The organism is Streptomyces sp. Xyl84 (assembly GCF_059731885.1).
Window position 1 is genome coordinate 2,446,543 of sequence record NZ_AP029182.1, and the last position, 24,747, is coordinate 2,471,289.

The following is a 24,747-nucleotide window of genomic DNA, read 5'->3' on the forward strand; positions in this document are numbered from 1 at the left end:
TAGCTAGGCCGCCGGGCCGGCGGTGGCTGCGACCTCGGCCAGGTAGGCCTCCGTCTTCGCCGGCTCGTAGAAGAAGTTCTCGAAGTCGGCCGGGTTGTCGAAGGCGTTGGCGAAGCGGTCGGCGACCGGCTGGAACCGGACACCGGCGCCGAGCAGGTTCAGGACGTGCTCCGGCGGCGGGGCCAGCATGGCGTTCGTCCACTTGGTGACGTGCTGGGCGGTGTTCCAGTAGCGGTCGAACGTCTGCTGCATCCACTCCTCGTCGAACGGCTTGTCACCGTGTTCGAGGATGGAGGCGAGGTAGGCGGCGGCGCACTTGGACGCCGAGTTGGAACCCTGCCCGGTGACCGGGTCGTTGGCGACGACGACGTCCGCGACACCCAGGACCAGGCCACCGCCGGGCAGCCGGCCGACCGGCTTGCGCACGGTGGGCGGGTAGCGGCCGGCGAGGGTGCCGCCGGCGTCGGTGAGTTCGACGTGCGCGGCCCGCTCGTACTCCCAGGGCGTGAACGTGCGCATGAGGTCCAGCGTCAGGGCCAGGTGCTGAGCCGGGTCCTTGACGCCCTGGAAGGCGTCGAGCGGACCCCCGGGTATGCCCTCCCAGAACAGGATGTCGGCGCGGCCGGAGACGGTGTACGTCGGCATGACGAACAGCTCGCCGACCCCGGGGACCACGTTGCAGCGGACCGCGTCGAACTCCGGGTGCTCCGGGCGCGGGCCCAGGCCGTGCACGTACGCCACCGCCAGCGCGCGCTGCGGCGTGCTGTACGGGGACCGCTCGGCGTCCCGCTCGAACATCGACACCAGCTCGCCCTTGCCCGCCGAGACGAGGACGAGGTCGTAGGCGCGGGAGAAGTAGTCGAGGTCGCCGACGGCCGCGCCGTGGATGACGAGCTGGCCGCCGCGCTGCGCGAAGGTCTCCATCCAGCCGGCCATCTTCACCCGCTGGTCCACCGACTGCGCGTACCCGTCGAGGCGGCCCACCCAGTCGATCGCGCGCTGGGTGGGGCCCGGGTCGTGGGAGCCGGGGGCGGCGACCGAGACACCGAGGCCCTCGATCCGCGGGGCCTGGGCCTCCCAGAAGTTCAGCTGCAGGTCACGCTCGTGCTGGAGCGCGGTGTGGAACATGCACTGCGTCGACATGACCCGGCCGGAGCGGATCTCGTCCGCGGTCCGGTTGGACATCAGGGTGACCTCGTACCCGTGCGACTGGAGGCCGAGGGCGAGCTGGAGACCGGACTGGCCGGCCCCCACGACGAGTATCTTGCGCATGCGGGTGGTGCCTCCTACGGCTGTGGGACTGCTCGAAGGATCGTGCTCGAAGGATCGCGGTCGAAGGAGCGTGCCCGGAGGATCCGGGCCGCGGGGATCACGCTCGGCGGACCCTTCGGCGGATCGTGCGGCGGCTCATTCGGGGGTCTCCTCGAGGGCGTGGGCCACGAGGGCCAGCAGCGTCTCGACGGCGGAGATCCTGCGCCGCGCGTCCATGATCATGACAGGTATGTGCGCGGGGACGGTGAGCGCCTCCCGGACGTCCTCCGGTTCGAACAGCTCGCTGCCGTCGAAGTGGTTGACCGCGACGACGTACGGCAGCCCGCAGCTCTCGAAGTAGTCCAGCGCCGGGAAACAGTCCTTCAGCCGCCGGGTGTCGGCCAGCACGACGGCACCGATCGCACCGCGCACCAGGTCGTCCCACATGAACCAGAACCGCTGCTGGCCCGGCGTACCGAACAGGTACAGCACCAGATCGTCGTCGAGCGTGATCCGGCCGAAGTCCATGGCGACGGTCGTGCTGACCTTGCCCGGGGTGGCGGTCAGGTCGTCGGTCTCGGCGCTCGCCTCGGTCATCAGCGCCTCGGTCTGCAACGGCGTGATCTCCGAGACGGCGGTGACCAGCGTGGTCTTGCCCACGCCGAAGCCGCCGGCCACCACGATCTTCGTGGCGATCGGGGCCCGCGTACGGTCCGTCTGCCAGGGCCGCAGCGCCTCGTCCGGCTCGTCGAGCGGGGCGGCGCCGGGGACGAAGGCGGCGACGGCGGAGTCAGAGACGGCGGAGTCCACTCAGCACCCTTTCCAGCAGAGCGCGGTCCGGACGGCCGGTGCCGTGACCGGTCCCGGTTCCGTACACACGGATCTTTCCCTGGTCCGCGAGGTCGCTCAGGAGCACGCGGACCACACCGAGCGGCATCCTCAGCAGCGCGGCGATCTCGGCCACCGTACGCATCCGGCGGCACAGTTCGACGATGGCCCGCATCTCCGGCATGACCCGGGTGGACAGCGGGGCGCTCGTCAGTTCCCTGCGCTCGTCGGCGGGTTCGAGCGCGGCGGTGCTCGCCACGAACGTCTCCACGAGCAGCACGTGCCCGAAGCGGGTGCGTCCGCCGGTGAGCGAGTAGGGGCGGACGCGGGCGGGTTTTCGGTCCCCGCCGCGGACCGGCAGCTGCTGCCGGGGCACACCGCTCATCGGGCGCTCCCGGCCGACTCGGTCTCCAGGGACTTGCGCAGCTCGCTGCGGAGTTCGGGCGTCAGGACGTGTCCGGCGCGGCCCACGAAGAGTGCCATGTGGTACGCCACCACGCTCATGTCGCACTCCGCGGAGCCGTGCACGCCGAGCAGCGAGCCGTCGCTGATCGACATCACGAACAGGCTGCCCTCGTCCATCGCGACCATCGTGTGCTTGACCGCACCGGACTCCATCAGCCTGGCCGCACCGACGGTGAGGCTGCCGATGCCGGAGACGATGGTGGCCAGGTCGGCGGCGGAGCCGCGCGGCCCGGCGGGGGCAGCGGAACGGGGCCTGCGGGCCTCGCTGTTGCGGCCGGGGTCGGAGGAGAGGAGCAGGAGGCCGTCGGAGGAGACCACGGCGACCGATTCGATGCCGGGCACCTCCTCGACCAGATTGGTCAGCAGCCAGTGCAGGTTGCGGGCCTCACTGCTCAGTCCGAAGGTGGTGGGCGCTGTCAACTGCTTGCCTCCTCGACTGTGCCCCCCGTGGATTGCTCGGCTTGCGTGCGGGTGGCCGGCGTCGGCCGGCGGTTCTGGGCGGTCTGGTCCGCGATCTCCGCCTCCACATCGCGGTAGCCGGCCTGGGCTCCTCGGCGGAAGCCGCCCAGGCGGCGGCGGAGGGCCTCGGCATCCACCGAGCCGGTGCGCTGGCGCGGGGCTTGGGCGGGTGTGGTGATTCTGGGGGTGCGCTTGGGAAGACCCTTGGCGGTCAGGGTCTCTTCGGGCGCCCGCGCGTGCTCGGCGCCGTCCGAGTCCGGCTCCTCGTCACCGGCCGCACCGGGCGCGGGGGCCGCGTCCGGCGTACGGGCGGGCGCGGGGGCCGCGCCGGGCCAGGGCGCCGACTCGGAGGCCGGGGCGGGGGCGGGGGTTTCAGCGGGTGCGGGGGCCTGCCCGGAGGCGACCTCCCTCGTGGGCGCCGCTCCCGGCCACGGCGCCGCCGACTCGGCCGCGGGCCTCGAACCGGGCGCGGAGGACCCTCCGGTCAGGGAGGACCCTTGCGGCGCGGAAACCGTCCCGGTCCCGGAGGCCGTCCCGGACGCGGGAGCGAGTCCCGGCCAGGGCGCGGTCTCGGCCGCGGAGGCCGCCCCGGAGGGGGAGGCCGACCCGGACGCGGAGGCGTCCTGCGCTGCCGGGGCCGGTGCCGCCGGGTCGGGGTGGCGGCGTGCCGTCTCGTGCGGCGCGGCGGTGTCCCGGTCGCGGGCGGGCTCCTCGGGGGCGTCCCGGTCCGCGGTCCGGTCCACCGCGGTGTCGCGGTCCGGTTTCCCGGCGGGGGCGTCCCGGTCCGGAGCCGGGGTCGGGAGCAGCAGCTCCATCGTCGTCTCGGACGGGGACTCCCGCGGTGTCGTCTCCTCTGTGTCCCCGGCCGCCTCGGACTCCCGTACCGCCTGCTCCGCCAGGGCGACCAGCGGGTCCGGGCCGCCGTCCTGGGCGCGGGCGTGCAGCACGTTGGAGTTGGCCTCGGCGTCGGCGCCGGGCAGGGAGAAGGTGCCGGTGCCGCCCTCGCCGGGGCCGGCCGCCGGGACCGCGGAGGCGGGCGCGGGGGCCAGCAGCGGCCGGGGCACCACGACGACGGCCGCCGTGCCGCCCTGCTTCTGCTCGCGCAACTGGACGCGCACGCCGTGCCGGTGACCGAGGCGGGCCACCACGTACAGGCCGAGACCCAGGTCCTTGGCGTCCTCCTCGCCGTCCTGGTGGTAGGCGGCGTCCGGGCCCGGATCGGCGAGCCGGGCGTTGAGGCGGGTCAGCCGCTCCCCGTCCACGCCGATGCCCTCGTCCTGGACGGAGAGCATGATCTCGCCGTTCTCCAGGAGCCATCCGGAGACCTCGACGGGCCGGTCGGGCGGCGAGAACGCGGTGGCGTTCTCCATGAGTTCGGCCAGCAGGTGGGAGAGGTCGTCGGCGGCGAAGCCGGCCACGTGCGCGTGCGGGGGCAGCGCGGCGATGCGGACCCGTTCGTAGCGCTCGATCTCGCTGACCGCGGCGCGTACGACGTCGACCAGCGGGACCGGCCCGGCGTGCTGCTGCACGTGCTCGGTGCCGGCCAGCACGAGGAGGTTCTCGCTGTGCCGGCGCATCACCGTGGCGAAGTGGTCGAGTTTGAAGAGCGTGGCGAGGCGGTCGGGGTCCTGCTCGCGCTCCTCCAGGCCCTCGATGACGGTGAGCTGCCGCTCGACCAGGCCCAGCGTGCGCAGCGCCAGGTTGGCGAAGGTGGAGCCGACGCCGGCGCGCATCCGGTCCAGCCGCGCCGTCGCCTCGGCGAGTTCGGCGCGCAGTTCCTCGCGGGCGTCGGCCATCTTCTGCCGCTGGCCGACCAGGTGCTTGCGGTCGGCCTCCAGGGTGGCGACGCGTTCGGCGAGCGCGGCGGCCTGGGTGTGCAGGGCGTTGACGGACCGGACGACCTGGGCGTACTCGTCGTTGCGGCCGGTGAAGCGGATCGGTTCCTCGGCGGCGAGGTCCTCGGCACCGGCCAGGCGGGCGGAGCCCAGGCGCAGGACGGCCAGCGGCCGGGTGAGGGTGCGGGCCAGGGCGGTGGCGATGCCGACGGCGAGGAGCACGAGGGCGCCGAGCAGGGCGATCCGCAGCTCCAGCGCGGTGACGTCGTCGTCGCGGAGTTTCGCCAGGTCCTTGGTGCGGTGGTCGTAGAGGGAGGACTCGGCGCCGCGCATCAGGTCGATCCGGGCCGTGAGGGCGGTGTCGGCCTTCTTGGCGCTGGTGGCGAGGTCGGAGTCGGACAGCGTCGGCTGGTCGGTGAGCCTGGCCAGGTAGGCGGTGGCCGAGTTGACCTCGGGACCGGTGACGGTGGAGTCGTAGGAGTCGCGGGCCGCCTCGGGCGCGGTCTCGCGGAACGCGGCGAGCGCGGCGTCGGAACGGACCCGGGCCTGCTGGGCCGCGGCGCTGAGGGCGTCCCGCAGCTTGGTGTCGGCCTTGGAGGAGCTGGTCGTCTCGGCCGGCAGGCCGGTGACCGGGTCGTAGGCGGTGCGCGTGGTGTACGGCACGTTCAGGGCGGCGAGCAGCAGGCCGCGGGCGGCGGCGGCCTGCTGGACGGCGGTGTCCAGTTCGGCGAGGGCGTGTGCGCCGGAGCCGGCCCGCGGGGGCGTCCGCTCGGCCAGTTGCCCGGCGAGCCGGTGCAGTTCGGCGATGGTGGCGGAGTACGCCTGGTGGGCCTGGAGGGCGCTGCTCTGGCCGGTGAGCGCCGAGCGGCGCACGGCGGCGATGCCGTCGAGGTCCGTGCGCAGCCAGCCCGGCGTGCCGGGGTCGGTGCGCAGCTCGTCGACCTGGCGGTCCACGCGGGTGCTGCGCTGCTCGGAGGGCGCCTTGGACTTGGGGCGGCCGGCGGCGATGTAGGAGGTGACCTCGTCGCGTTCGTCGGCGAGGGAGTGGGCGAGGGCGAGGGCGTCCTGGGTCTGTCCGGCGAGGGTGACCAGGTCCTGCGAGTCGCTCAGCCGGCCGGAGGCGTCGATCGCGCCGGGCGCGCCGGCGCCGGCCACGACGGCGGCCACCACGGCGACGGAGACGACGAGGCGGTTGCGTACGTGCGTGGGGCGGCCCTTGCCCACCGGGCTGGCGGTGGGGACGGCGGAGGGTGTGCCGGTCGTCCGCTCGGGTCCCTTCGCGGTGGCCGTCTGCTTGCCTGTGCGCCGAGGCCGCTTCTTCTGCACCGGTGCTCGCATTCCTGTACTCGTGTACTCATGGGCCCGGGTGGCGCCTCGTCAGCTGGTGCGACTGGTACGTCCACCCTCCCCCGGGCTCCCGCCGTCCGTGTGGCGCGAGCAGGGGGCCTGCATCGGTCTCCGACCCTCCCAGTGCCGGTGGGCAGTGGTCCCGCATCGTCCGACCGGCCACCCGAAGGAGTGAACATCGGAGGGGAGTTGGCGGGCAAGTTCCTCCGGCGAGTGCCAGGGTGCCGTGCGGCGGGCCGGTTGGACGTCGGCGGCAGGCTTTGGCAGGATTCGCCGCCACGCCTTCCCGGAGTGCTCCAATCCGCCTCAAATCAGGCGCCTGACCTGCGCCCCTGCGTCAATTCCAAGGCGAATGGCCTCCTTTGGCGGATCATGTGAAGGCCTGGTGCAGACTGGCCGGATGCGAACTGAGGTTGTTTCGGAGCCGGGTCTGCCGGATCACCCGAACGAGGACTTCGCCGCCTTCGCCCTGCCCGCCGACGGGCAGGGCGGGTGCCTGGTCGTCCTGGACGGGGTGACCCCGCCGCGGGAGACGGGGTGTCTGCATTCGGTCCCCTGGTACACCTCCAGGCTCGGCGGCGGACTGCTGGAACTGACCGTTTCGCGGCGAGATATGACACTTGTGGAGGCCCTCGCGCGCACGATCCACGGCACCGCGGAGGCTCACTCGCTCACCTGTGACCTTTCTCACCCCCGCACGCCGCAGGCAACCGTGGTGGTCGTACGGTGGTCCGCCGGTTCGGTCGAGTACCTGGTCCTGTCCGACTCGGCGCTCCTGCTGGAGTCGCCCGACGGCCTGGTCACCCCGGTCCTGGACGACCGGCTGGCCCGGCTGCCGCGCGCCGCGCTGGCCACGGACGCGCTGGTCGACGCCACCCTGCGCAACAAGGAGGGCGGCTTCTTCACCGCCGCGGCCGACCCCTCGGTGGCGGAGCGGGCGGTGACGGGCACCGTGCCGCGCTCCCGGGTCCGGGCCCTGGCGGCGCTCACCGACGGGGCGGCCCGCTGGGTGGAGAAGTTCGGCGAGGGCGACTGGGCCCAGTGCTTCGCCCTCCTGCGCAAGGAGGGGCCACGAGCCCTGGTGGACCGCGTACGCCTGCTGGAACGCGCCGACCGCGAGGAACGGACCCGTCTCGGCCGCAGCAAGACCCACGACGACGCGACGGCGGCGTTCGCGGAGCTGTGAGCGGGGGCGCGGCCCGCCGGCCGGCGAGGGGGCGGGGTGGGCCGCCGGCCTGGGAGAGGGCCGGGGCGGCCCTTCGGCCGGCGAGCGGGGGCGCGGAGCCCGGGCTGCGGGCGGCGCCAGGCGGTGTCGCCCCACGCCGCGTCATTCGCGGCGCGGGGAGGTGTCTGCCCGCCGTGCCACACGCGGGGCGGCGCGGGCGGCACCGGGCGCTGCCGGCCCCGCCGCGTCGCCCGCGGTCCGGGGCGGCGTCACCCGGTCGCGCCGCTCACGGCGCAGGACGGGCGATGTCACCCCGCCGTGCCACTCGCGGACGCGAGGTCGTGTCACCCCCGCCGTGTCAGTTCTCGTGTTTCTCCATGACGCCGTTCAGTTCGTGCAGCAGGCGGGCCAGTTCGGCGACCTCGCGGCGGTCCCAGTGGTCGAGCTGTCTGACGTAGCGCCCCCGCCGGGCATCGCGCACCTTGCCGACCCGGCGGCGGCCGTCGTCGGTGAGCGCGATCAGCCAGGCCCGCCCGTCCGCGGGGTCCGGCTCGCGCGCGACGAGCCCCAGCTCCTCCAGGGCGCGCAACTGACGGGACATCGTGGCCTTGCCGACGCCGATGTAGGCGGCGAGTGCCGTGGCGCGCTGGCTGCCGCACTCGTCCAGCCGGACCAGCAGTCCGTACGCCGAGGACTCCAGTTCCGGGTGCACCTCACGGGCCATCTCGGCCTGGCTGGCCCGGGCGCGCCGCAGCAGTACGGTCATCTCCCGTTCCAGGGAGAGGAACTCGCGGTCCACACCACCGGGCGCCGCGGTGCCAGGCTCGGCGGCCCGATGCCCGCCCTTCGCGTCTTCGTGCACGTCAACCCCTGCCTGGAGTGTCGCCGGTCCTGAAAGTTTCCGCCGCTCGCCGCCATCGCCGCAGCTTGGTCAGTATTTCGCAGGCGTAGACCAACGGCGGACTCCGGGCCCCCTTCCCAGAGTCGTTCTACGTGCGTAGCGTCTTGCCCAGGCACTGAATGGCATGCCCACGCCATCGGACTCCCCGGCGGGTCTCCCCAGGCCCGCGCTCCCCTCGTGCGACCGTGGGCCATGCCCGCGTTTCCCCCCACCGAGCACCACCGAACTTCGGAGGCACGTGATGCCCGTGCACAGATCCGGAACGGCCCGCATGCGGCGGCTGACCGCCGCGGGAGTCCTGCTCGCGGCGTTCTCCTTCTTCCTCACCAGCCCCTCCTCGGCCGACACCGGCGCCGGCAGCGGTGCCGCCGACGGCACCACGCCCGCCCGGGGCTCCGCCTACATGGGCATGGGCGTCGCGGCGCACGACGGCCGCAGCGGCACGCCCACGACGGACTCCGCCACCCAGACCGAGGGCGTCGACGTCAGCGGCTACCAGGGCAACGTCGCCTGGTCCACCCTGTGGAACAGCGGGGTGCGCTGGGCGTACACGAAGGCGACCGAGGGGACGTACTACACGAACCCCTCCTTCACCCAGCAGTACAACGGCTCCTACAACGTCGGGATGATCCGCGGCTCGTACCACTTCGCCACCCCGGACACCACCAGCGGCGCGACCCAGGCCAACTACTTCGTCGACCACGGCGGCGGCTGGTCCAAGGACGGCAAGACCCTGCCGGGCGCCCTCGACATCGAGTGGAACCCCTACGGCGCGGCCTGCTACGGCAAGTCCACGAGCGCGATGGTCAGCTGGATCGCCGATTTCCTCAACACCTACAAGGCGCGCACCGGCCGTGACGCCGTGATCTACACGGCCACCAGCTGGTGGACCCAGTGCACCGGCAACTACGGCGGCTTCGCCTCGAAGAACCCGCTGTGGATCGCCCGGTACGCCTCGACGGTGGGGACGCTCCCGGCCGGCTGGAGCTACTACACGATGTGGCAGTACACCTCGTCCGGCCCGACCGTCGGTGACCACGACAAGTTCAACGGCGCGCTGGACCGGGTGCAGGCCCTGGCCAACGGCTGAGCCGCGGCCGGCGGCCCACCCGCCCCCGTACGCGGGCAGACGTACGCGGACCGGCGAAGGCCCGGGCCTCCCTCACGGGACCCGGGCCTTCACCCTGCCCGGCAGCGTCCGTCACGCCGCTGCCGGAACCTCCGCCTCCGCGCCGTTCACGGCCGGTGCGAGGGCCAGTTCCAGGACCTGGCGGACGTCGGTGACGGCGTGGACGTCGAGCTTGTCCAGCACCTCGGCGGGGACGTCGTCCAGGTCGGGTTCGTTGCGCTTGGGGATGATCACCGTCGTCACACCCGCCCGGTGCGCGGCGAGCAGCTTCTGCTTGACGCCGCCGATGGGCAGGACCCGCCCGGTCAGCGACACCTCGCCGGTCATCGCCACGTCCGTGCGGACCAGGCGGCCGGACAGGAGCGAGGCCAGGGCGGTGGTCATCGTGACGCCCGCGCTCGGGCCGTCCTTCGGCACCGCGCCCGCCGGGAAGTGGATGTGCACGCCCCGGTCCTTCAGATCGCCCACCGGCAGTTCCAGCTCGGCACCGTGGCTGCGCAGGAAGCTGAGCGCGATCTGCGCGGACTCCTTCATCACGTCACCGAGCTGACCGGTCAGGGTCAGGCCCGCCGCGCCCGTCTCGGGGTCCGCGAGGGACGCCTCGACGTACAGCACGTCGCCGCCCGCGCCGGTGACCGCGAGGCCGGTGGCCACCCCGGGCACGGCCGTCCGGCGCTCCGCCGGGTCCTGGGCGGACTCCGGCACGTGGTGCGGCCGGCCGATCAGGCCCCGCAGATCGCCCTCGGTGACGGTGAACGGCAGCTCCCGCTCCCCCAGCTCGTGCTGGGCCGCCACCTTGCGCAGCAGCCGCGCGACGGACCGCTCCAGGGTGCGCACCCCGGCCTCGCGGGTGTACTCGCCCGCGAGCTTGCGCAGCGCGCCCTCCTCGATCGTGACCTCGTCCTTGTCGAGACCGGCCCGCTCCAGCTGGCGCGGGAGCAGGTGGTCGCGGGCGATGACGATCTTCTCGTCCTCGGTGTAGCCGTCCAGTCGCACGATCTCCATACGGTCGGCGAGAGCCTCCGGGATTGCCTCCAGGACGTTCGCGGTGGCCAGGAAGACGACGTCCGACAGGTCCAGCTCGACCTCCAGGTAGTGGTCCCGGAAGGTGTGGTTCTGCGCGGGGTCCAGGACCTCCAGCAGAGCCGCGGCCGGGTCGCCCCGGAAGTCGGAGCCGACCTTGTCGATCTCGTCGAGCAGGACCACCGGGTTCATCGACCCGGCCTCCTTGACGGCGCGCACGATGCGGCCCGGCAGCGCGCCGACGTAGGTGCGCCGGTGGCCGCGGATCTCCGCCTCGTCCCGGACACCGCCGAGGGCGACGCGGACGAACTTGCGGCCCATCGCGTGGGCCACGGACTCGCCCAGACTGGTCTTGCCGACACCGGGCGGCCCCACCAGGGCGAGCACGGCACCGCCGCGCCGGCCGCCGATCACGCCGAGGCCGCGGTCGCTGCGGCGCTTGCGCACCGCCAGGTACTCGGTGATCCGCTCCTTCACGTCCTGCAGGCCCGCGTGCTCGGCGTCCAGGACCGCGCGGGCGCCCTGGATGTCGTAGACGTCCTCGCTCCGCTCGTTCCACGGCAGTTCCAGGACGGTGTCCAGCCAGGTGCGGATCCAGGAGCCCTCGGGCGAGGCGTCGGAGGCGCGCTCCAGCTTGTCGACCTCCTTGAGCGCGGCCTCGCGGACCTTGTCCGGAAGGTCGGCCGCCTCGACGCGGGCGCGGTAGTCGTCGCTCTCCTCGCCCTCGCTCTCGCCGTTCAGGTCGCGCAGTTCCTTGCGGACGGCCTCCAGCTGACGGCGCAGCAGGAACTCGCGCTGCTGCTTGTCGACGCCTTCCTGGACGTCCTTGGCGATGGTCTCGGCGACGTCCTGCTCGGCGAGGTGGTCGCGCAGCTGGCGGGTGGCGAGCCGGAGGCGGGCCACCGGCTCGGCGGTCTCCAGCAGCTCGATCTTCTGTTCGGTGGTCAGGAACGGCGAGTAGCCGGAGTTGTCGGCGAGCGCGGAGACGTCGTCGATGGCCTGGACACGGTCGACGACCTGCCAGGCGCCGCGCTTGCGCAGCCAGGCGGTGGCGAGGGCCTTGTACTCCTTGACCAGTTCGGCGACCTGGCCGGGCAGCGGGTCCGGCACGCTCTCGTCGATCCGCGTGCCCTCGACCCACAGCGCGGCGCCCGGCCCGGTGGTCCCGGCGCCGATGCTCACCCGGCTCCGGCCGCGGATCAGCGCGCCCGGGTCGCCGTCGGCCAGCCGGCCGACCTGCTCGACCGTGCCCAGCACGCCCGTCCTGGCGTACGTCCCCTCGATGCGTGGCACCAGCAGGACCCTGGGCTTCCCGGGCTCCGACCTGGCGGCGGCCTGCGCGGCCTCCACCGCGGCCCGTACCTCGGCATCACTCAGGTCCAGCGGCACCACCATGCCGGGCAGCACGACCTCGTCGTCGAGCGGCAGCACAGGCAGGGTGAGCGGTGTGAACGCCGTGGACTCAGTAGCCATGATCTCCCCTTCGGCAGTCAAGTTGAGCTATGCCGACTCAATGCACGGGCGGGGCCGATTGTTCCCAGGCTGCTGTTCGCCGTCAGCGATCACGGGCGGGGGAAAATTCCGGGCCCGGTCAGCGGGGGGCGTGCGCCGGGGCGCGGGGGCGCAGCACCGGCCGGCAGGCGATGCCGGCGGCGAGGGCGATGAGGTGGCCGCAGTCGGTCATCGGGTCGGTGAACGCCACCAGGTTCACCACCTGCATCCCGGCGAACGCGACCAGGACGGGGCCGCCCAGCCAGGGGCGCAGCAGCCCGCACAGCGCGCCGACGCTCGCGGCGACCCCGAAGCTGATCCCGTAGTCCAGGCGGTGCAGCGCGGCGCCGGGCAGCCGGCCGGCCAGGACCGCGACACCGACGGGGATCTCCGTGGCCAGGGTGGCGAACACGTGCCCGAGCAGGAAGACGCCTGCCGCGCGCGCCGCGCCGACCCGCCGTTCGAGCGCCGTGAGCACCAGCAGGAAGCAGAGCGAGTACGCCGTCAGCACCCCGCCCGCGATCCACAGCGCACTGGCCGCCAGCACCCCGACCGGCTCCCGCACCAGGTGGGCGACGTCCGTACTGGAGCCGCGGTAGAGGGCGTCCAGCACGGCGGGGCCGGTGTACCGCGCGACGAGCGAGGTGACGGCGAGCACGCTCGCGTACCAGAAGGTGAACGGCGTCCCGCCCGGACCGGGCAGCAGCCGCCACACCCGCGCGCCGCCGAGCCTGTCGCCGGCCGCCCTGCCGAACCGGCTCCCGGACGCCCTGCCGGGCCGGCCGCCGCGCGCGGCGGCGGGCGAGGACGCCGGGCGGGGCCGGCCGGCCGCTGCCCGCCGGGCGCAGGCGGGCGCCGCCGGCGTGCCGGGCGCCGGGGCCGCCGGGAGCGCGCCGCGCCCGCCGGACTCCGGCTGCCCGGAAAGGTCCCCGGGGACACCCTCGCCCCGGCCGGGTTCCCGGGGCGGGGCGCCGGCGGGGGAGGCCGTCCGGGGCCGCTGCCGGGGCATGCCCTCCACCAGGGGCGGGGCCGCGGCGTCGGTGTCCGCAGTCCGTTCCACGGCAGGGCTCCTTGACGTCGGGCCCCCACCCTTGGCGTCCGGCGGGCCGCTGTCTATGACCGGCGCCACCCGGCGGCCGATTCACAGCAACCTATTAACTTCCCCCGGGCGCCGGGCCGCCCGGGCCCGTCGCCGCCCGCGCGGGCGAACGCGCCGTCCCCGCGCGGGGCTCCGCCCGCGTCACCCCTCAACCATGGGGTGGCGAGTCCGCGTTCGGGCAGGATGGCCGCATGAACGCCTCGTACGAGACACCCGTGGTCCTGGACCGCAGCGAGGGCCCCCACGGAGAGGTCGTGCTGCGCCGGCACGGAGAACTGCTGCAGATCATCGCCAACGGCTGCTTCCTGATGGACACCTCCGACGGGCGGTCGGAACGGCTGCTCGTGGACGCCGCGCTCGCCGCCCTGGACGGCCGTCCCGCCCCGCGCGTGCTGATCGGCGGCCTCGGCGTCGGCTTCTCACTCGCGCACGCCGCGGCCCAGGACCGCTGGGGCCGGATCACGGTCGTCGAGCGCGAGCCGGCGATCGTCGGCTGGCACCAGGACGGACCGCTGGCCGCACTGACCGCGACGGCACTGGCCGACCCGCGCACCGACATCGTCGAGGCCGACCTGATCGCCTACGTCAATGAGACGTCCGCCACGTTCGACGCGCTGTGCCTGGACATCGACAACGGCCCCGGATGGACCGTCACGGAGGGCAACGGAGAGCTGTACACACCCCCCGGACTGGCAAGCTGCGCAAGGGTGTTGAGGCCCGGCGGCGTGCTCGCGGTGTGGTCGGCGAAACCCTCTCCGGAATTTGAAGGAACCTTGCGGAATGTCGGGTTCAAGCAGGTGCGCACCGAAGAGATCCCGGTTGCCCGGGGCGTTCCGGACGTCGTGCACCTCGCCGTCAGGGCTGGATAGCAAAGGCACCGTGACTCCCCGTACGCTGCATCCCTGACGCCGATCATTCAAGCGTCAATCGCAACTACGCGCAGTCAAGGAATCACCCCACTGGTTCCGGAAAGCACACTCAGGGGCGGGCGATGGAGCAGACACACACCGCGCACAACGGCACGACGGCCGGACCGGGCGCGCAGCGCCGGGTCCTGGTGGTCGAGGACGACCAGACCATCATGGATGCCATCGCCACCCGCCTGCGCGCCGAGGGCTTCCTGGTGCAGACCGCGGGCGACGGGCCGAGCGCGGTCGACACCGCGGAGGCCTGGCAGCCCGATCTGCTGATTCTCGACATCATGCTGCCCGGCTTCGACGGCCTGGAGGTCTGCCGCCGGGTCCAGGCCCAGCGGCCGGTGCCGGTGCTGATGCTCACCGCGCGCGACGACGAGACCGACATGCTGGTCGGCCTCGGGGTCGGCGCCGACGACTACATGACCAAGCCTTTCTCCATGCGGGAGCTGGCCGCCCGCGTGCACGTGCTGCTGCGCCGCGTGGAGCGGGCGGCGCTGGCCGCGGCGACCCCGCGCAGCGGGATCCTGCGCCTGGGCGAGCTGGAGATCGACCACGCGCAGCGCAGGGTGCGGGTGCGCGGCGAGGACGTCCACCTGACGCCCACCGAGTTCGACCTGCTGGTGTGCCTGGCGAACACCCCGCGCGCGGTGCTCTCGCGCGAGCAGCTCCTGGCGGAGGTGTGGGACTGGGCGGACGCCTCCGGCACCCGTACCGTCGACAGCCACATCAAGGCGCTGCGCCGGAAGATCGGCGCCGAGCGGATCCGCACGGTGCACGGCGTGGGCTACGCGCTGGAGACGCCGACCCCATGAGCGAGGGGCCGGCCGCGCGCAGGGACCGGGGGGAGCCCTGGGGCGGGGTACGCCCGTTCTCGGTCAAGACGAAGCTGGGCGCGCTGGTCGTCATCGCGGTGCTGATCACCACCGGACTGTCGATGATCGCGGTGCACACCAAGACCGAGCTGCGCTTCATCATGGTCTTCTCCATGATCGCCACGCTCCTGATCACCCAGTTCGTGGCGCACTCGCTGACCGCCCCGCTGGACGAGATGAACGCGGTGGCCCGCTCCATCTCGCACGGCGACTACACGCGCCGGGTGCGCGAGAACCGCCGGGACGAGCTGGGCGACCTCGCCCAGACGATCAACCGCATGGCGGACGAGCTGGCCGCCCAGGACCGCCAGCGCAAGGAGCTGGTGGCGAACGTCTCGCACGAGCTGCGCACGCCGATCGCGGGTCTGCGCGCGGTCCTGGAGAACATCGTCGACGGGGTCACCGAGGCCGACGCGGAGACCATGCGCACGGCCCTGAAGCAGACCGAGCGGCTGGGCCGCCTGGTGGAGACCCTGCTGGACCTGTCCCGCCTGGACAACGGCGTCGTGCCGCTCAGGACGCGGCGCTTCGAGGTGTGGCCGTACCTGTCGGGCGTGCTGAAGGAGGCCAACATGGTGGCCTCCGCGCGCGCGGGCATGGCCTCCGGTTCCGGCAGTCACACCCGCACGGACGTCCACCTGCGACTCGACGTCGAGCCGCTGAGCCTGACCGCGCACGCGGATCCCGAGCGGATCCACCAGGTGGTCGCCAATCTCATCGACAACGCCGTCAAGCACAGCCCGCCGCACGGCCGGGTGACGGTGCGGGCGCGGCGCGGGCCGCAGCCGGAGTCGCTGGAGCTGGAGGTCATCGACGAGGGGCCGGGCATCCCGCGCTCCGAGTGGCACCGCGTCTTCGAGCGCTTCAACCGGGGCGCCGTGAGCCGGCCGCACGGGCCGGGCAGCGACGGCGGTACGGGCCTGGGGCTGGCGATCGCCCGCTGGGCGGTGGATCTGCACGGCGGCCGGATCGGGGTGGCCGAATCCGATCGCGGCTGCCGGATCCTCATCACCCTTCCCGGGCTTCCCTCTGTACCAAGTTGACGTAAAGTTCGATCCGGAACCTGAAGATCCACGAGCGGTCCACGAGCGGTCCTCGAGCGTGGCGCCGCCCGGCCCACCGCCCGACGGCGCTCCGGCCGGTACGTCTGCGGCTCACTCCCGTCGCAGGCGGACACGTGTGATCGGGCCGGGGCCTGCACCCTCCCGGGGCCAGGCCCGGATGGCCCCTTCCCTCTCACGGGCGAACCACGCTTGTTTCCCGCCATTTCAAGCCCCGAAACACAGCTTTCGATGTGACTTACGCGACGATGAACGGGCTCGACCTGACCTTCACGCTCTTGGAGGCGTAGCCTTTATTCCCGCTGTCCATCACCTTGTGAAGCGGAAGAGGGCGGTTGCCGCCGTGTCGCCACAGTCCCCCAGTAACTCGAGCATCTCGACCGAGACCGACCAAGCCGGGAAGAACCCCGCAGCCGCGTTCGGTGCCAACGAGTGGCTCGTCGACGAGATCTATCAGCAGTACCTCCAGGACCCGAACTCCGTAGACCGTGCCTGGTGGGACTTCTTCGCCGACTACAAGCCGGGGGCCGCCGCCGCTGCCCCGACGGCTCCGGCGGGTACTGCGGCCACGGGGGCCGCAGGCACCACCCCCACGGCTCCCCAGGCGCCCGCCGCCCCGGCGGCCCCGGCCCAGCCCGCGCAGGCCCCGGCCGCGCCGCCCGCCGCCGCCGCTCCGGCACCGGCCGCCCCGGCCCCCGCCGCCGCTCCGGCCCCCGCTCCGGCGAAGCCCGCCGCGCAGGCCCCGGCCCCGGCGAAGCCCGCCGCCGCCAAGCCCGCGCCCGCCGCCAAGAAGGCCGAGCCCGCCACCGAGGCCCCCGCCGGCCCCGAGTACGTGACGCTGCGCGGCCCGTCCGCCGCGGTCGCCAAGAACATGAACGCCTCCCTGGAGCTGCCCACGGCCACGTCCGTGCGCGCCGTCCCGGTGAAGCTGCTGTTCGACAACCGCATCGTCATCAACAACCACCTCAAGCGGGCCCGGGGCGGGAAGATCTCCTTCACGCACCTCATCGGCTACGCGATGGTGCAGGCCATCAAGGCCATGCCGTCGATGAACTGGTCGTTCGGCGAGAAGGACGGCAAGCCGACCCTCGTCAAGCCGGCCCACGTCAACCTCGGTCTCGCCATCGACCTGGTCAAGCCCAACGGCGACCGCCAGCTCGTCGTCGCGGCGATCAAGAAGGCCGAGACGCTGAACTTCTTCGAGTTCTGGCAGGCCTACGAGGACATCGTCCGCCGCGCCCGCGACGGCAAGCTGACGATGGACGACTTCACCGGCGTCACCGTCTCCCTGACCAACCCCGGCGGCCTCGGCACGGTCCACTCCGTGCCGCGTCTGATGCCCGGCCAGTCGGTGATCATGGGCGTCGGCTCCATGGACTACCCGGCGGAGTTCCAGGGCACCAGCCAGGACACCCTGAACAAGCTCGGCATCTCCAAGGTCATGACGCTCACGTCGACCTACGACCACCGGGTGATCCAGGGCGCCGCCTCCGGCGAGTTCCTGCGCCAGGTCGCCAACCTGCTGCTCGGCGAGAACGGCTTCTACGACGAGATCTTCGAGGCGCTGCGCATCCCCTACGAGCCGGTCCGCTGGCTCAAGGACATCGACGCCAGCCACGACGACGACGTCACCAAGGCCGCCCGCGTCTTCGAGCTGATCCACTCCTACCGGGTCCGCGGCCACGTCATGGCCGACACCGACCCGCTGGAGTACCAGCAGCGCAAGCACCCCGACCTGGACATCACCGAGCACGGGCTCACCCTGTGGGACCTGGAGCGCGAGTTCGCCGTCGGCGGCTTCGCCGGCAAGTCGATGATGAAGCTGCGCGACATCCTCGGCGTGCTGCGCGACTCGTACTGCCGCACCGTCGGCATCGAGTTCATGCACATCCAGGACCCCAAGCAGCGCAAGTGGATCCAGGACCGCGTGGAGCGCCCGCACTCCAAGCCGGAGCGCGAGGAGCAGCTGCGCATCCTGCGCCGGCTGAACGCGGCGGAGGCCTTCGAGACCTTCCTGCAGACGAAGTACGTCGGCCAGAAGCGCTTCTCCCTGGAGGGCGGCGAGTCCGTCATCCCGCTGCTCGACGCGGTCCTCGACTCGGCCGCCGAGTCGCGCCTGGACGAGGTCGTCATCGGCATGGCCCACCGCGGCCGCCTCAACGTGCTCGCCAACATCGTCGGCAAGTCCTACGCGCAGATCTTCCGCGAGTTCGAGGGCAACCTCGACCCGAAGTCGATGCACGGCTCCGGCGACGTGAAGTACCACCTGGGCGCCGAGGGCACCTTCACCGGCCTGGACGGCGAGCAGATCAAGGTCTCGCTGGCCGCGAACCCGTCCCACCTGGAGACGGTCGACCCGGTCATCGAGGGCATCTCCCGCGCCAAGCAGGACATCATCAACAAGGGCGGCACGGACTTCACCGTCCTGCCGGTGGCGATCCACGGCGACGCGGCCTTCGCGGGCCAGGGCGTGGTGGCCGAGACCCTGAACATGTCGCAGCTGCGCGGCTACCGCACCGGCGGCACGGTCCACATCGTCATCAACAACCAGGTCGGCTTCACCGCCGCCCCGGAGTCCTCGCGCTCCTCGATGTACGCCACCGACGTGGCCCGCATGATCGAGGCCCCGATCTTCCACGTCAACGGCGACGACCCCGAGGCCGTCGTGCGCGTGGCGCGGCTCGCCTTCGAGTTCCGCCAGGCGTTCAACAAGGACGTGGTGATCGACCTCATCTGCTACCGCCGCCGCGGTCACAACGAGTCGGACAACCCGGCCTTCACCCAGCCGCTGATGTACGACCTGATCGACAAGAAGCGCTCGGTGCGCAAGCTCTACACCGAGTCCCTGATCGGTCGCGGCGACATCACCCTGGAAGAGGCCGAGCAGGCGCTGCAGGACTACCAGGGCCAGCTGGAGAAGGTCTTCACCGAGGTCCGCGAGGCCACCTCGCAGCCGTCCGCCCCCCAGTCCCCGGACCCGCAGGCGGGCTTCCCGGTCGAGGTCAGCACCGCGATCTCCGCCGAGGTCGTCAAGCGCATCGCCGAGTCCCAGGTCAACATCCCCGACCACTTCACCGTCCACCCGCGTCTGCTGCCGCAGCTGCAGCGCCGGGCGGCCATGGTCGAGGACGGCACCATCGACTGGGGCATGGGCGAGACCCTCGCCATCGGCTCGCTGCTCCTGGAGGGCGTCCCGGTCCGGCTCTCCGGCCAGGACTCCCGCCGCGGCACCTTCGGCCAGCGCCACGCGGTGCTGATCGACCGCGAGACCGGCGAGGACTACACGCCGCTGCTGTACCTCTCCGACGACCAGGCCCGCTACAACGTCTACGACTCGCTGCTCTCCGAGTACGCGGTCATGGGCTTCGAGTACGGCTACTCGCTGACCCGCCCGGACGCGCTGGTGATGTGGGAGGCCCAGTTCGGCGACTTCGCCAACGGCGCCCAGTCGGTCATCGACGAGTACATCTCGGCCGCCGAGCAGAAGTGGGGCCAGACCTCCGGCGTCACGCTGCTGCTGCCGCACGGCTACGAGGGCCAGGGCCCGGACCACTCCTCGGCCCGCATCGAGCGCTACCTGCAGCTGTGCGCGCAGAACAACATGACGGTCGCGATGCCGACCCTGCCGTCGAACTACTTCCACCTCCTGCGGTGGCAGGTGCACAACCCGCACCACAAGCCGCTGGTGGTCTTCACCCCGAAGTCGATGCTGCGCCTGAAGGCCGCCGCCTCGAAGACGGAGGAGTTCACGACGGGCCAGTTCCGCCCGGTCATCGGCGACGACTCGGTCGAGCCGAACGCCGTGAAGAAGGTCGTCTTCTGCGCCGGCAAGGTCTACTACGACCTCGACGCCGAGCGGAAGAAGCGCGGCGTGACGGACACCGCGATCATCCGCATCGAGCGCCTGTACCCGCTGCCGGGTGCGGAGCTGCAGGCGGAGATCAAGAAGTACCCGAACGCCGAGAAGTACCTGTGGACGCAGGAGGAGCCGGCGAACCAGGGTGCCTGGCCGTTCATCGCGCTCAACCTGATCGACCACCTGGACCTGGCGGTCGGCGCGGACGTGCCGCACAGCGAGCGGCTGCGCCGCATCTCGCGTCCGCACTCCTCCTCCCCGGCCGTGGGTTCCGCCAAGCGGCACCAGGCCGAGCAGGAGCAGCTGGTGCGCGAGGTGTTCGAGGCGTAACCGCTGCCGCGGGGCGTCACTGCGTCGCAGGGCGCCGTCGCCGCGCGGACCGCGACCGGCCGGGCCGCACCCCCTCACCCGGGGGTGCGGCCCGGCCGTTTCCGCGAGACTGCGGCGCCTCTATCCTTGACCTCATGTACTTCACCGACCGTGGCATCGAAGAGCTGGAGAAGAGGCGGGGCGAGGAGGAGGTCACCTTCGAGTGGCTGGCCGAGCAGCTGCGGACCTTCGTCGACCTGAACCCGGACTTCGAGGTCCCGGTGGAGCGGCTGGCCACCTGGCTGGCGCGGCTGGACGACGAGGACGACGACGAGTGACAAACGGCTGACGGCCGGGACGGGGCGCCCCTTCGGGGGCGCCTTTCGCGTTCCACCGCACGTAGTACGGAGGGGGCGGTCGGCGACGCTCGCGTTTCACGGTGTGTCTTGACTTTCCGTGTCCGCGATATATCGTGTCCAGTGGGGTCGCGATATGGCGTGTCGTGTCCGGCGCGCCGCTCGCCTCCCCGACCCGGTCCCGTCTTCCGGTCCTGCCGCCCCGTGGGGTCCGGTCCGTCCCAGGAGGTCTGCACCATGTCCGAGTGGTCCGTGGGCGAGCCCGTCAAGCTCACCTTCGACGAGCCCCCGACGCAGCTGAACGTCCGCATCGTCCACGGAACGGTCAACGTCGTGGGCACGGACGACGGTTCCGCCCGCATGGAGGTCTCCCGCATCGAGGGACCGCCCCTGGTCGTCACCCAGCGCGGCTCCACCCTGACCGTGGCCTACGACGACCTGCCCTGGAAGGGCCTCCTCAAGTGGCTCGACCGCAGGGGCTGGCAGCGCAGTGCCGTCATCTCGCTGGCCGTCCCCGCGAGCACGCACGTCGAGGTCGGGGTCGTCGGCGCCGCCGCCATGGTCTCGGGCATCGACGGGCGGACGGAGGTGAGGGGCGTCACCGGCGACACCACGCTGGTGGGCGTCACCGGCCCGGTCCGCGCGGACACCGTCTCGGGGAACGTGGAGGCGCAGGCCCTCTCGGGCGACCTCCGGTTCAAGTCGGTCTCCGGTGACCTGACCCTCGTCGAGGGTTCCGGCTCGTCGGTGCGGGCCGACTCCGTGAGCGGATCGATGATCGTGGACCTCGACCGGGCGGCCTCCCCCACCGACATCAGCCTGACGAACGTGTCCGGCGAGATCGCCATCCGCCTGCCCCACCCGGCCGACGCGGAGGTGGAGGCGAACACGGCGAGCGGCTCGGTCTCCAACGCCTTCGAGGACCTCCGGGTGAGCGGCCAGTGGGGCGCCAAGCGGATCACGGGACGGCTGGGCACCGGCCGGGGCAGGCTGAAGGCGACGACGGTCTCCGGTTCCATCGCCCTGCTGCGGCGCCCGCCCGCCGAGGAGGACACCCCCTGGGGTTCCGGCCCCGCCGCCGGCGGCCCCGCCGACGCCCCGGCCGACCCCGTGGCCGGCTCCGCCGACGGCACGCCCGACGGCCCGACCGCCGGACCGACCGACAAGAAGGTGCTCTGACATGCCCCCCGTCTTCGCCCACGGCCGCCTCCGCCTCTATCTGCTCAAGCTGCTCGACGAGGCCCCGCGCCACGGCTACGAGGTGATCCGCCTCCTGGAGGAGCGCTTCCAGGGCCTGTACGCACCCTCTGCCGGCACCGTCTACCCCCGGCTGGCGAAGCTGGAGGCCGAGGGCCTGGTCACCCACACCACCGAGGGCGGCCGGAAGGTGTACGCCATCACCGACGCGGGCCGCGCCGAACTGGCCGACCGCAGCGGTGAACTGGCCGATCTGGAACTGGAGATCCGCGAGTCGGTCGCCGAACTCGCCGCCGAGATCCGGGCCGACGTGCGCGGCGCGGCGGGTGATCTGCGGCGCGAGATGCGCGCGGCGGCCTCCCAGGCCCGGCAGGGCTCCGCCGCTGGCTCGGGCGCACAGGAGTACGCCGGCGCCGACAGCGCGGACAGCGGCGACAAAGAGGCCTGGCGCGCGGCCAAGGAGGAGATGCGCCGCGTCAAGCAGGAGTGGAAGGAGCAGGCCCGGCGGGCCAAGGACGAGAGCCGCCGGGCACGCGAGGAGGCCCAGCGGGCCCGGCGCCAGGCCAAGGAGGCCCAGGAGCGGGCACGGGCCCAGGCCCAGGAGGAGTTCCAGCGCATCGCCCGGCGGGTGCAGGACCAGGTGCAGGACCACTTCGCGCGCGGCGACTGGCCCACGGGGGTGCGTGAGGGCCTGACCGAGCTGACCAAGGAGTTCGGCGACTTCGGCAAGGAGTTCGGCAAGGGCCTGGCCAAGGACTTCGGCTTCGGACCGGCGGCCGCCGGTCCGCAGGGGCCCGCCGAGTACTCCGAGACCCCGCCGGACTTTCCCGCCGCCTACGAACCGTCCTGGGCGCACGAGGACACCACCGGCGATCCGGCCCGCGACCTGGACCGGCTCCTGGACCGCTTCCGCGACGACATCCGCGACGCGGCCCGCGACCACGGCGTCACCGCGGACCAGCTCCGCACCACGCGCCGTCATCTGGCGACGGCCGCGGCACACATCGGGGAGGTCCTGCGCGGCACCCCGAAGTCCTGAGAGGCGGGCCTGAGAGGCGAGCCCGGGACGCGAGGGGTCCGGCGCCCCGGCGCCCACCCCCCTGGTGGAGGGAGCCGGCCGGCGGCCGGGCCGCCGGGTGCGCCTCAGCCGGCCGCCCGGGTCTCCGTGTCGCCGTACAGCACGCGGGTCAGCGACGTGTACGTCACCCCGTGGTCGGCGAGCACCTCGCAGGGCACACCCGGCCGGACGGTCAGGGCGAGGAGGATGTGCTCGTCGCCGATGCGCCGGTCGCGGCGGGCCACCGCCATGCGCAGCGCCTTCTCCAGGATCCTCTTGGCGTCGCGGCTGAAAGGGCGGCGGCCCGACCAGGGCGCGTCCTCCCGGCCCGTGGACAGGGCCCCGGCACCGTGCGCCGCCTCCACCCGGGAGACCAGTTCCAGGACGTCGATGCCGAGCCCGGCGAGGGCGTCGGTGTCGGCGCGGGACAGACCGGCGCGCCGCCGCGCGTCGTGCAGTTCCCGACGTACGGCGTCCTTGTGCGCGTCCAGTCCCAGCGCCGCCAGGGCGAAGGAGGCGCGGCTCGCTTCGCGGTCCAGTACGGCGAGCAGCAGATGCTCGGCGTCCACGGACGGCGAGCCGCCCGCTTCGGCATGGGCCACGGCCCCCTGTACGACGGCGCGGGCGTCCTTCGTGAACCGTTCGAACATCACTGCCTCCCGTACTTCTTGTGCACGGCCTGCCTGCTGACGCCGAGTTCGGCGGCGATCTCCTGCCACGACCAGCCCTGGTTGCGCGCACTGCGCACCTGCACCGCCTCCAGCTGCTCCAGCAGCCGGCGCAGCGCGGCGACGGCCCGCAGCCCGACCCGCGGGTCGCGGTCGCCCGCCCGCTCGGCGAGATCCGTTGCGTCGGTCATGCTGTCAACTTACGTTGACAGCACTCCACCTGTCAACCATGGTTGACGAAAGGCCCTGTGGACGCACGAGCGGCGGGCCCGGGAACCGGGCCCGCCGCTCGAAGAACCCCGAAGGGCGGGGATCAGGACGTGGTGAGCACGATCTTGCCGAACTGGCCTCCGGCCTCCATCCGCTCGAAGCCCTCCCGGGCCCGCTCCAGCGGCAGCACCTCGTCGATGACGGGGCGCACCCCGGTGGTGGCGCAGAAGGAGAGCAGGTCCTCCAGTTCGTCCTTGGTGCCCATCGTGGAGCCGACCACCTTCAGCTCCAGGAAGAAGATCCGGGTCAGCTCGGCGTGCGAGGGGCGGTCGCCGCTGGTGGCCCCGGAGATGACGATCGTGCCGCCGGGGCGCAGCGACTTCACCGAGTGCGACCAGGTGGCGGCGCCGACGGTCTCGATCACCGCGTCCACCCGCTGCGGCAGCCGGGCCCCCGGCTCCACCGCCTCCACCGCGCCGAGTTCCAGCGCCCGCTTGCGCTTGGCCTCGTCGCGGCTGGTGGCGAAGACCTTGAGCCCGGCCGCCTTGCCGAGCACGATCGCGGCCGTGGCCACCCCGCCGCCCGCGCCCTGCACGAGTACGGAGTCGCCCGGCCGCACCCCGGCGTTGGTGAAGAGCATCCGGTAGGCGGTGAGCCAGGCGGTGGGCAGGCAGGCGGCTTCCTCGAAGGAGAGCCCCTCGGGCTTGGGCAGGACGTTCCAGGTCGGCACGGAGACCTGCTCGGCGAAGGTGCCCTGGTAGCGCTCGGTGAGGATGGAGCGCGGCTCCTTGGGGCCGACACCGTGCCCGCTCTGGCCGATGACCGAGTGCAGGACGACCTCGTTGCCGTCCTCGTCGACACCGGCGGCGTCGCAGCCGAGGATCATGGGCAGCTTGTCCTCGGGCAGTCCCACGCCCTTGAGCGACCAGAGGTCGTGATGGTTCAGGGAGGCGGCCCTGACGTCGATCGTGCTCCAGCCGGGGCGGGCCTCGGGGGCCGGGCGCTCCCCCGTCTCCAGGCCGTTCAGCGGCTGGTCGCGGTCGATTCGGGCGGCGTAGACAGCGAACATGACCTTGACGATAGGGGCGGCCCGACGCCCGCGGAACCAGGCGGCGCTGTGACACACGCCCTCTTGCCAAGCCCGCCCCCCGGCCGGCGCCGGACAGCCGGACGGCCCCGCCCGAGGGGCGGGGCCGTCCGGGTGAGGTGCGGGCCGGTCACCGAGGGGGTGCCGGCCCGTCACCGGGGCGG

Annotated in this window: 20 protein-coding genes; 9 read left to right on the forward strand and 11 right to left on the reverse strand. The window is 72.8% G+C overall.

Annotated elements, in window-relative coordinates; genetic code table 11:
- Positions 1–3 precede the first annotated feature (3 nt).
- The 5 genes from AC6I72_RS10370 to AC6I72_RS10390 all read right to left on the reverse strand — a co-directional run bounded on the left by AC6I72_RS10370 (position 4) and on the right by AC6I72_RS10390 (position 6,164).
- Positions 4–1,272 (reverse strand): styrene monooxygenase/indole monooxygenase family protein, encoded by a 1,269-nt coding sequence (locus AC6I72_RS10370; RefSeq protein ID WP_498000525.1) that lies wholly within the window; start codon positions 1,270–1,272, stop codon positions 4–6.
- A gap of 135 nt (positions 1,273–1,407) precedes the next feature.
- Positions 1,408–2,061, reverse strand: coding sequence for a GTP-binding protein (locus AC6I72_RS10375; RefSeq protein ID WP_498000526.1), 654 nt, complete (start codon positions 2,059–2,061; stop codon positions 1,408–1,410).
- Entirely contained in the window at positions 2,042–2,464 is a 423-nt protein-coding gene (locus AC6I72_RS10380; protein WP_498000527.1) for a DUF742 domain-containing protein, read from the reverse strand. Before AC6I72_RS10380 ends, AC6I72_RS10375 begins: the two co-directional genes overlap by 20 nt.
- A complete protein-coding gene (locus AC6I72_RS10385) occupies positions 2,461–2,964 on the reverse strand; it encodes a roadblock/LC7 domain-containing protein (protein WP_498000528.1) in 504 nt (167 codons plus the stop codon). The genes AC6I72_RS10380 and AC6I72_RS10385 overlap by 4 nt, the downstream gene beginning before the upstream one ends.
- Positions 2,961–6,164, reverse strand: coding sequence for a sensor histidine kinase (locus AC6I72_RS10390; protein WP_498000529.1), 3,204 nt, complete (start codon positions 6,162–6,164; stop codon positions 2,961–2,963). Before AC6I72_RS10390 ends, AC6I72_RS10385 begins: the two co-directional genes overlap by 4 nt.
- 421 nt (positions 6,165–6,585) lie before the next feature.
- On the opposite strand from AC6I72_RS10390, the gene AC6I72_RS10395 reads away from it, so the two are divergent.
- Positions 6,586–7,371 carry a hypothetical protein gene (locus AC6I72_RS10395; RefSeq protein ID WP_498000530.1) on the forward strand — a complete coding sequence of 262 codons (786 nt, stop codon included), beginning with the start codon at positions 6,586–6,588 and terminating at the stop codon, positions 7,369–7,371.
- A 337-nt stretch (positions 7,372–7,708) separates the two neighbouring features.
- Here AC6I72_RS10395 and AC6I72_RS10400 read toward each other — a convergent pair whose 3' ends face one another.
- Positions 7,709–8,212 (reverse strand): MarR family winged helix-turn-helix transcriptional regulator, encoded by a 504-nt coding sequence (locus AC6I72_RS10400; RefSeq protein WP_498000531.1) that lies wholly within the window; start codon positions 8,210–8,212, stop codon positions 7,709–7,711.
- A 280-nt stretch (positions 8,213–8,492) separates the two neighbouring features.
- Here AC6I72_RS10400 and AC6I72_RS10405 point away from each other — a divergent pair, with 280 nt between their 5' ends.
- Positions 8,493–9,341, forward strand: a complete 849-nt coding sequence (locus tag AC6I72_RS10405) for a lysozyme (protein WP_498000532.1) — start codon at positions 8,493–8,495, stop codon at positions 9,339–9,341.
- A gap of 111 nt (positions 9,342–9,452) precedes the next feature.
- Here AC6I72_RS10405 and lon read toward each other — a convergent pair whose 3' ends face one another.
- Together lon and AC6I72_RS10415 are read right to left on the reverse strand one after the other, a co-directional pair.
- Entirely contained in the window at positions 9,453–11,876 is a 2,424-nt protein-coding gene (gene lon / locus AC6I72_RS10410; RefSeq protein ID WP_498000533.1) for an endopeptidase La, read from the reverse strand.
- 118 nt (positions 11,877–11,994) lie between these two features.
- Entirely contained in the window at positions 11,995–12,954 is a 960-nt protein-coding gene (locus AC6I72_RS10415) for a rhomboid-like protein (RefSeq protein WP_498000534.1), read from the reverse strand.
- Positions 12,955–13,184: 230 nt separating this feature from the next.
- Here AC6I72_RS10415 and AC6I72_RS10420 point away from each other — a divergent pair, with 230 nt between their 5' ends.
- The 7 genes from AC6I72_RS10420 (at position 13,185) to AC6I72_RS10450 (ending at position 22,600) form a co-directional block, all read left to right on the forward strand.
- Positions 13,185–13,862: a spermidine synthase gene (locus tag AC6I72_RS10420; RefSeq protein ID WP_498000535.1), complete on the forward strand. Its 678-nt coding sequence runs from the start codon at positions 13,185–13,187 to the stop codon at positions 13,860–13,862.
- Positions 13,863–13,984: 122 nt separating this feature from the next.
- A complete protein-coding gene (locus tag AC6I72_RS10425; protein WP_037851897.1) occupies positions 13,985–14,722 on the forward strand; it encodes a response regulator transcription factor in 738 nt (245 codons plus the stop codon).
- Positions 14,719–15,825, forward strand: coding sequence for a HAMP domain-containing sensor histidine kinase (locus AC6I72_RS10430; RefSeq protein WP_498000536.1), 1,107 nt, complete (start codon positions 14,719–14,721; stop codon positions 15,823–15,825). Before AC6I72_RS10425 ends, AC6I72_RS10430 begins: the two co-directional genes overlap by 4 nt.
- Positions 15,826–16,186: 361 nt before the next feature.
- Positions 16,187–20,029 carry a multifunctional oxoglutarate decarboxylase/oxoglutarate dehydrogenase thiamine pyrophosphate-binding subunit/dihydrolipoyllysine-residue succinyltransferase subunit gene (locus AC6I72_RS10435; protein ID WP_498000537.1) on the forward strand — a complete coding sequence of 1,281 codons (3,843 nt, stop codon included), beginning with the start codon at positions 16,187–16,189 and terminating at the stop codon, positions 20,027–20,029.
- Positions 20,030–20,163: 134 nt separating this feature from the next.
- Positions 20,164–20,346: a DUF6104 family protein gene (locus tag AC6I72_RS10440; RefSeq protein ID WP_019075209.1), complete on the forward strand. Its 183-nt coding sequence runs from the start codon at positions 20,164–20,166 to the stop codon at positions 20,344–20,346.
- Between the two features lie 255 nt (positions 20,347–20,601).
- Positions 20,602–21,543, forward strand: coding sequence for a DUF4097 family beta strand repeat-containing protein (locus AC6I72_RS10445; protein ID WP_498000538.1), 942 nt, complete (start codon positions 20,602–20,604; stop codon positions 21,541–21,543).
- Between the two features lies 1 nt (position 21,544).
- Positions 21,545–22,600 carry a PadR family transcriptional regulator gene (locus AC6I72_RS10450; protein WP_498000539.1) on the forward strand — a complete coding sequence of 352 codons (1,056 nt, stop codon included), beginning with the start codon at positions 21,545–21,547 and terminating at the stop codon, positions 22,598–22,600.
- 104 nt (positions 22,601–22,704) lie between these two features.
- Here AC6I72_RS10450 and AC6I72_RS10455 read toward each other — a convergent pair whose 3' ends face one another.
- From AC6I72_RS10455 to AC6I72_RS10465, 3 genes are all read right to left on the reverse strand, one after another.
- Entirely contained in the window at positions 22,705–23,268 is a 564-nt protein-coding gene (locus AC6I72_RS10455; RefSeq protein WP_498000540.1) for a Clp protease N-terminal domain-containing protein, read from the reverse strand.
- Positions 23,268–23,477 carry a helix-turn-helix domain-containing protein gene (locus tag AC6I72_RS10460; protein WP_037851906.1) on the reverse strand — a complete coding sequence of 70 codons (210 nt, stop codon included), beginning with the start codon at positions 23,475–23,477 and terminating at the stop codon, positions 23,268–23,270. The genes AC6I72_RS10455 and AC6I72_RS10460 overlap by 1 nt, the downstream gene beginning before the upstream one ends.
- A 122-nt stretch (positions 23,478–23,599) precedes the next feature.
- Positions 23,600–24,565 (reverse strand): zinc-binding dehydrogenase, encoded by a 966-nt coding sequence (locus AC6I72_RS10465; RefSeq protein ID WP_498000541.1) that lies wholly within the window; start codon positions 24,563–24,565, stop codon positions 23,600–23,602.
- Between the last annotated feature and the right edge of the window lie 182 nt (positions 24,566–24,747).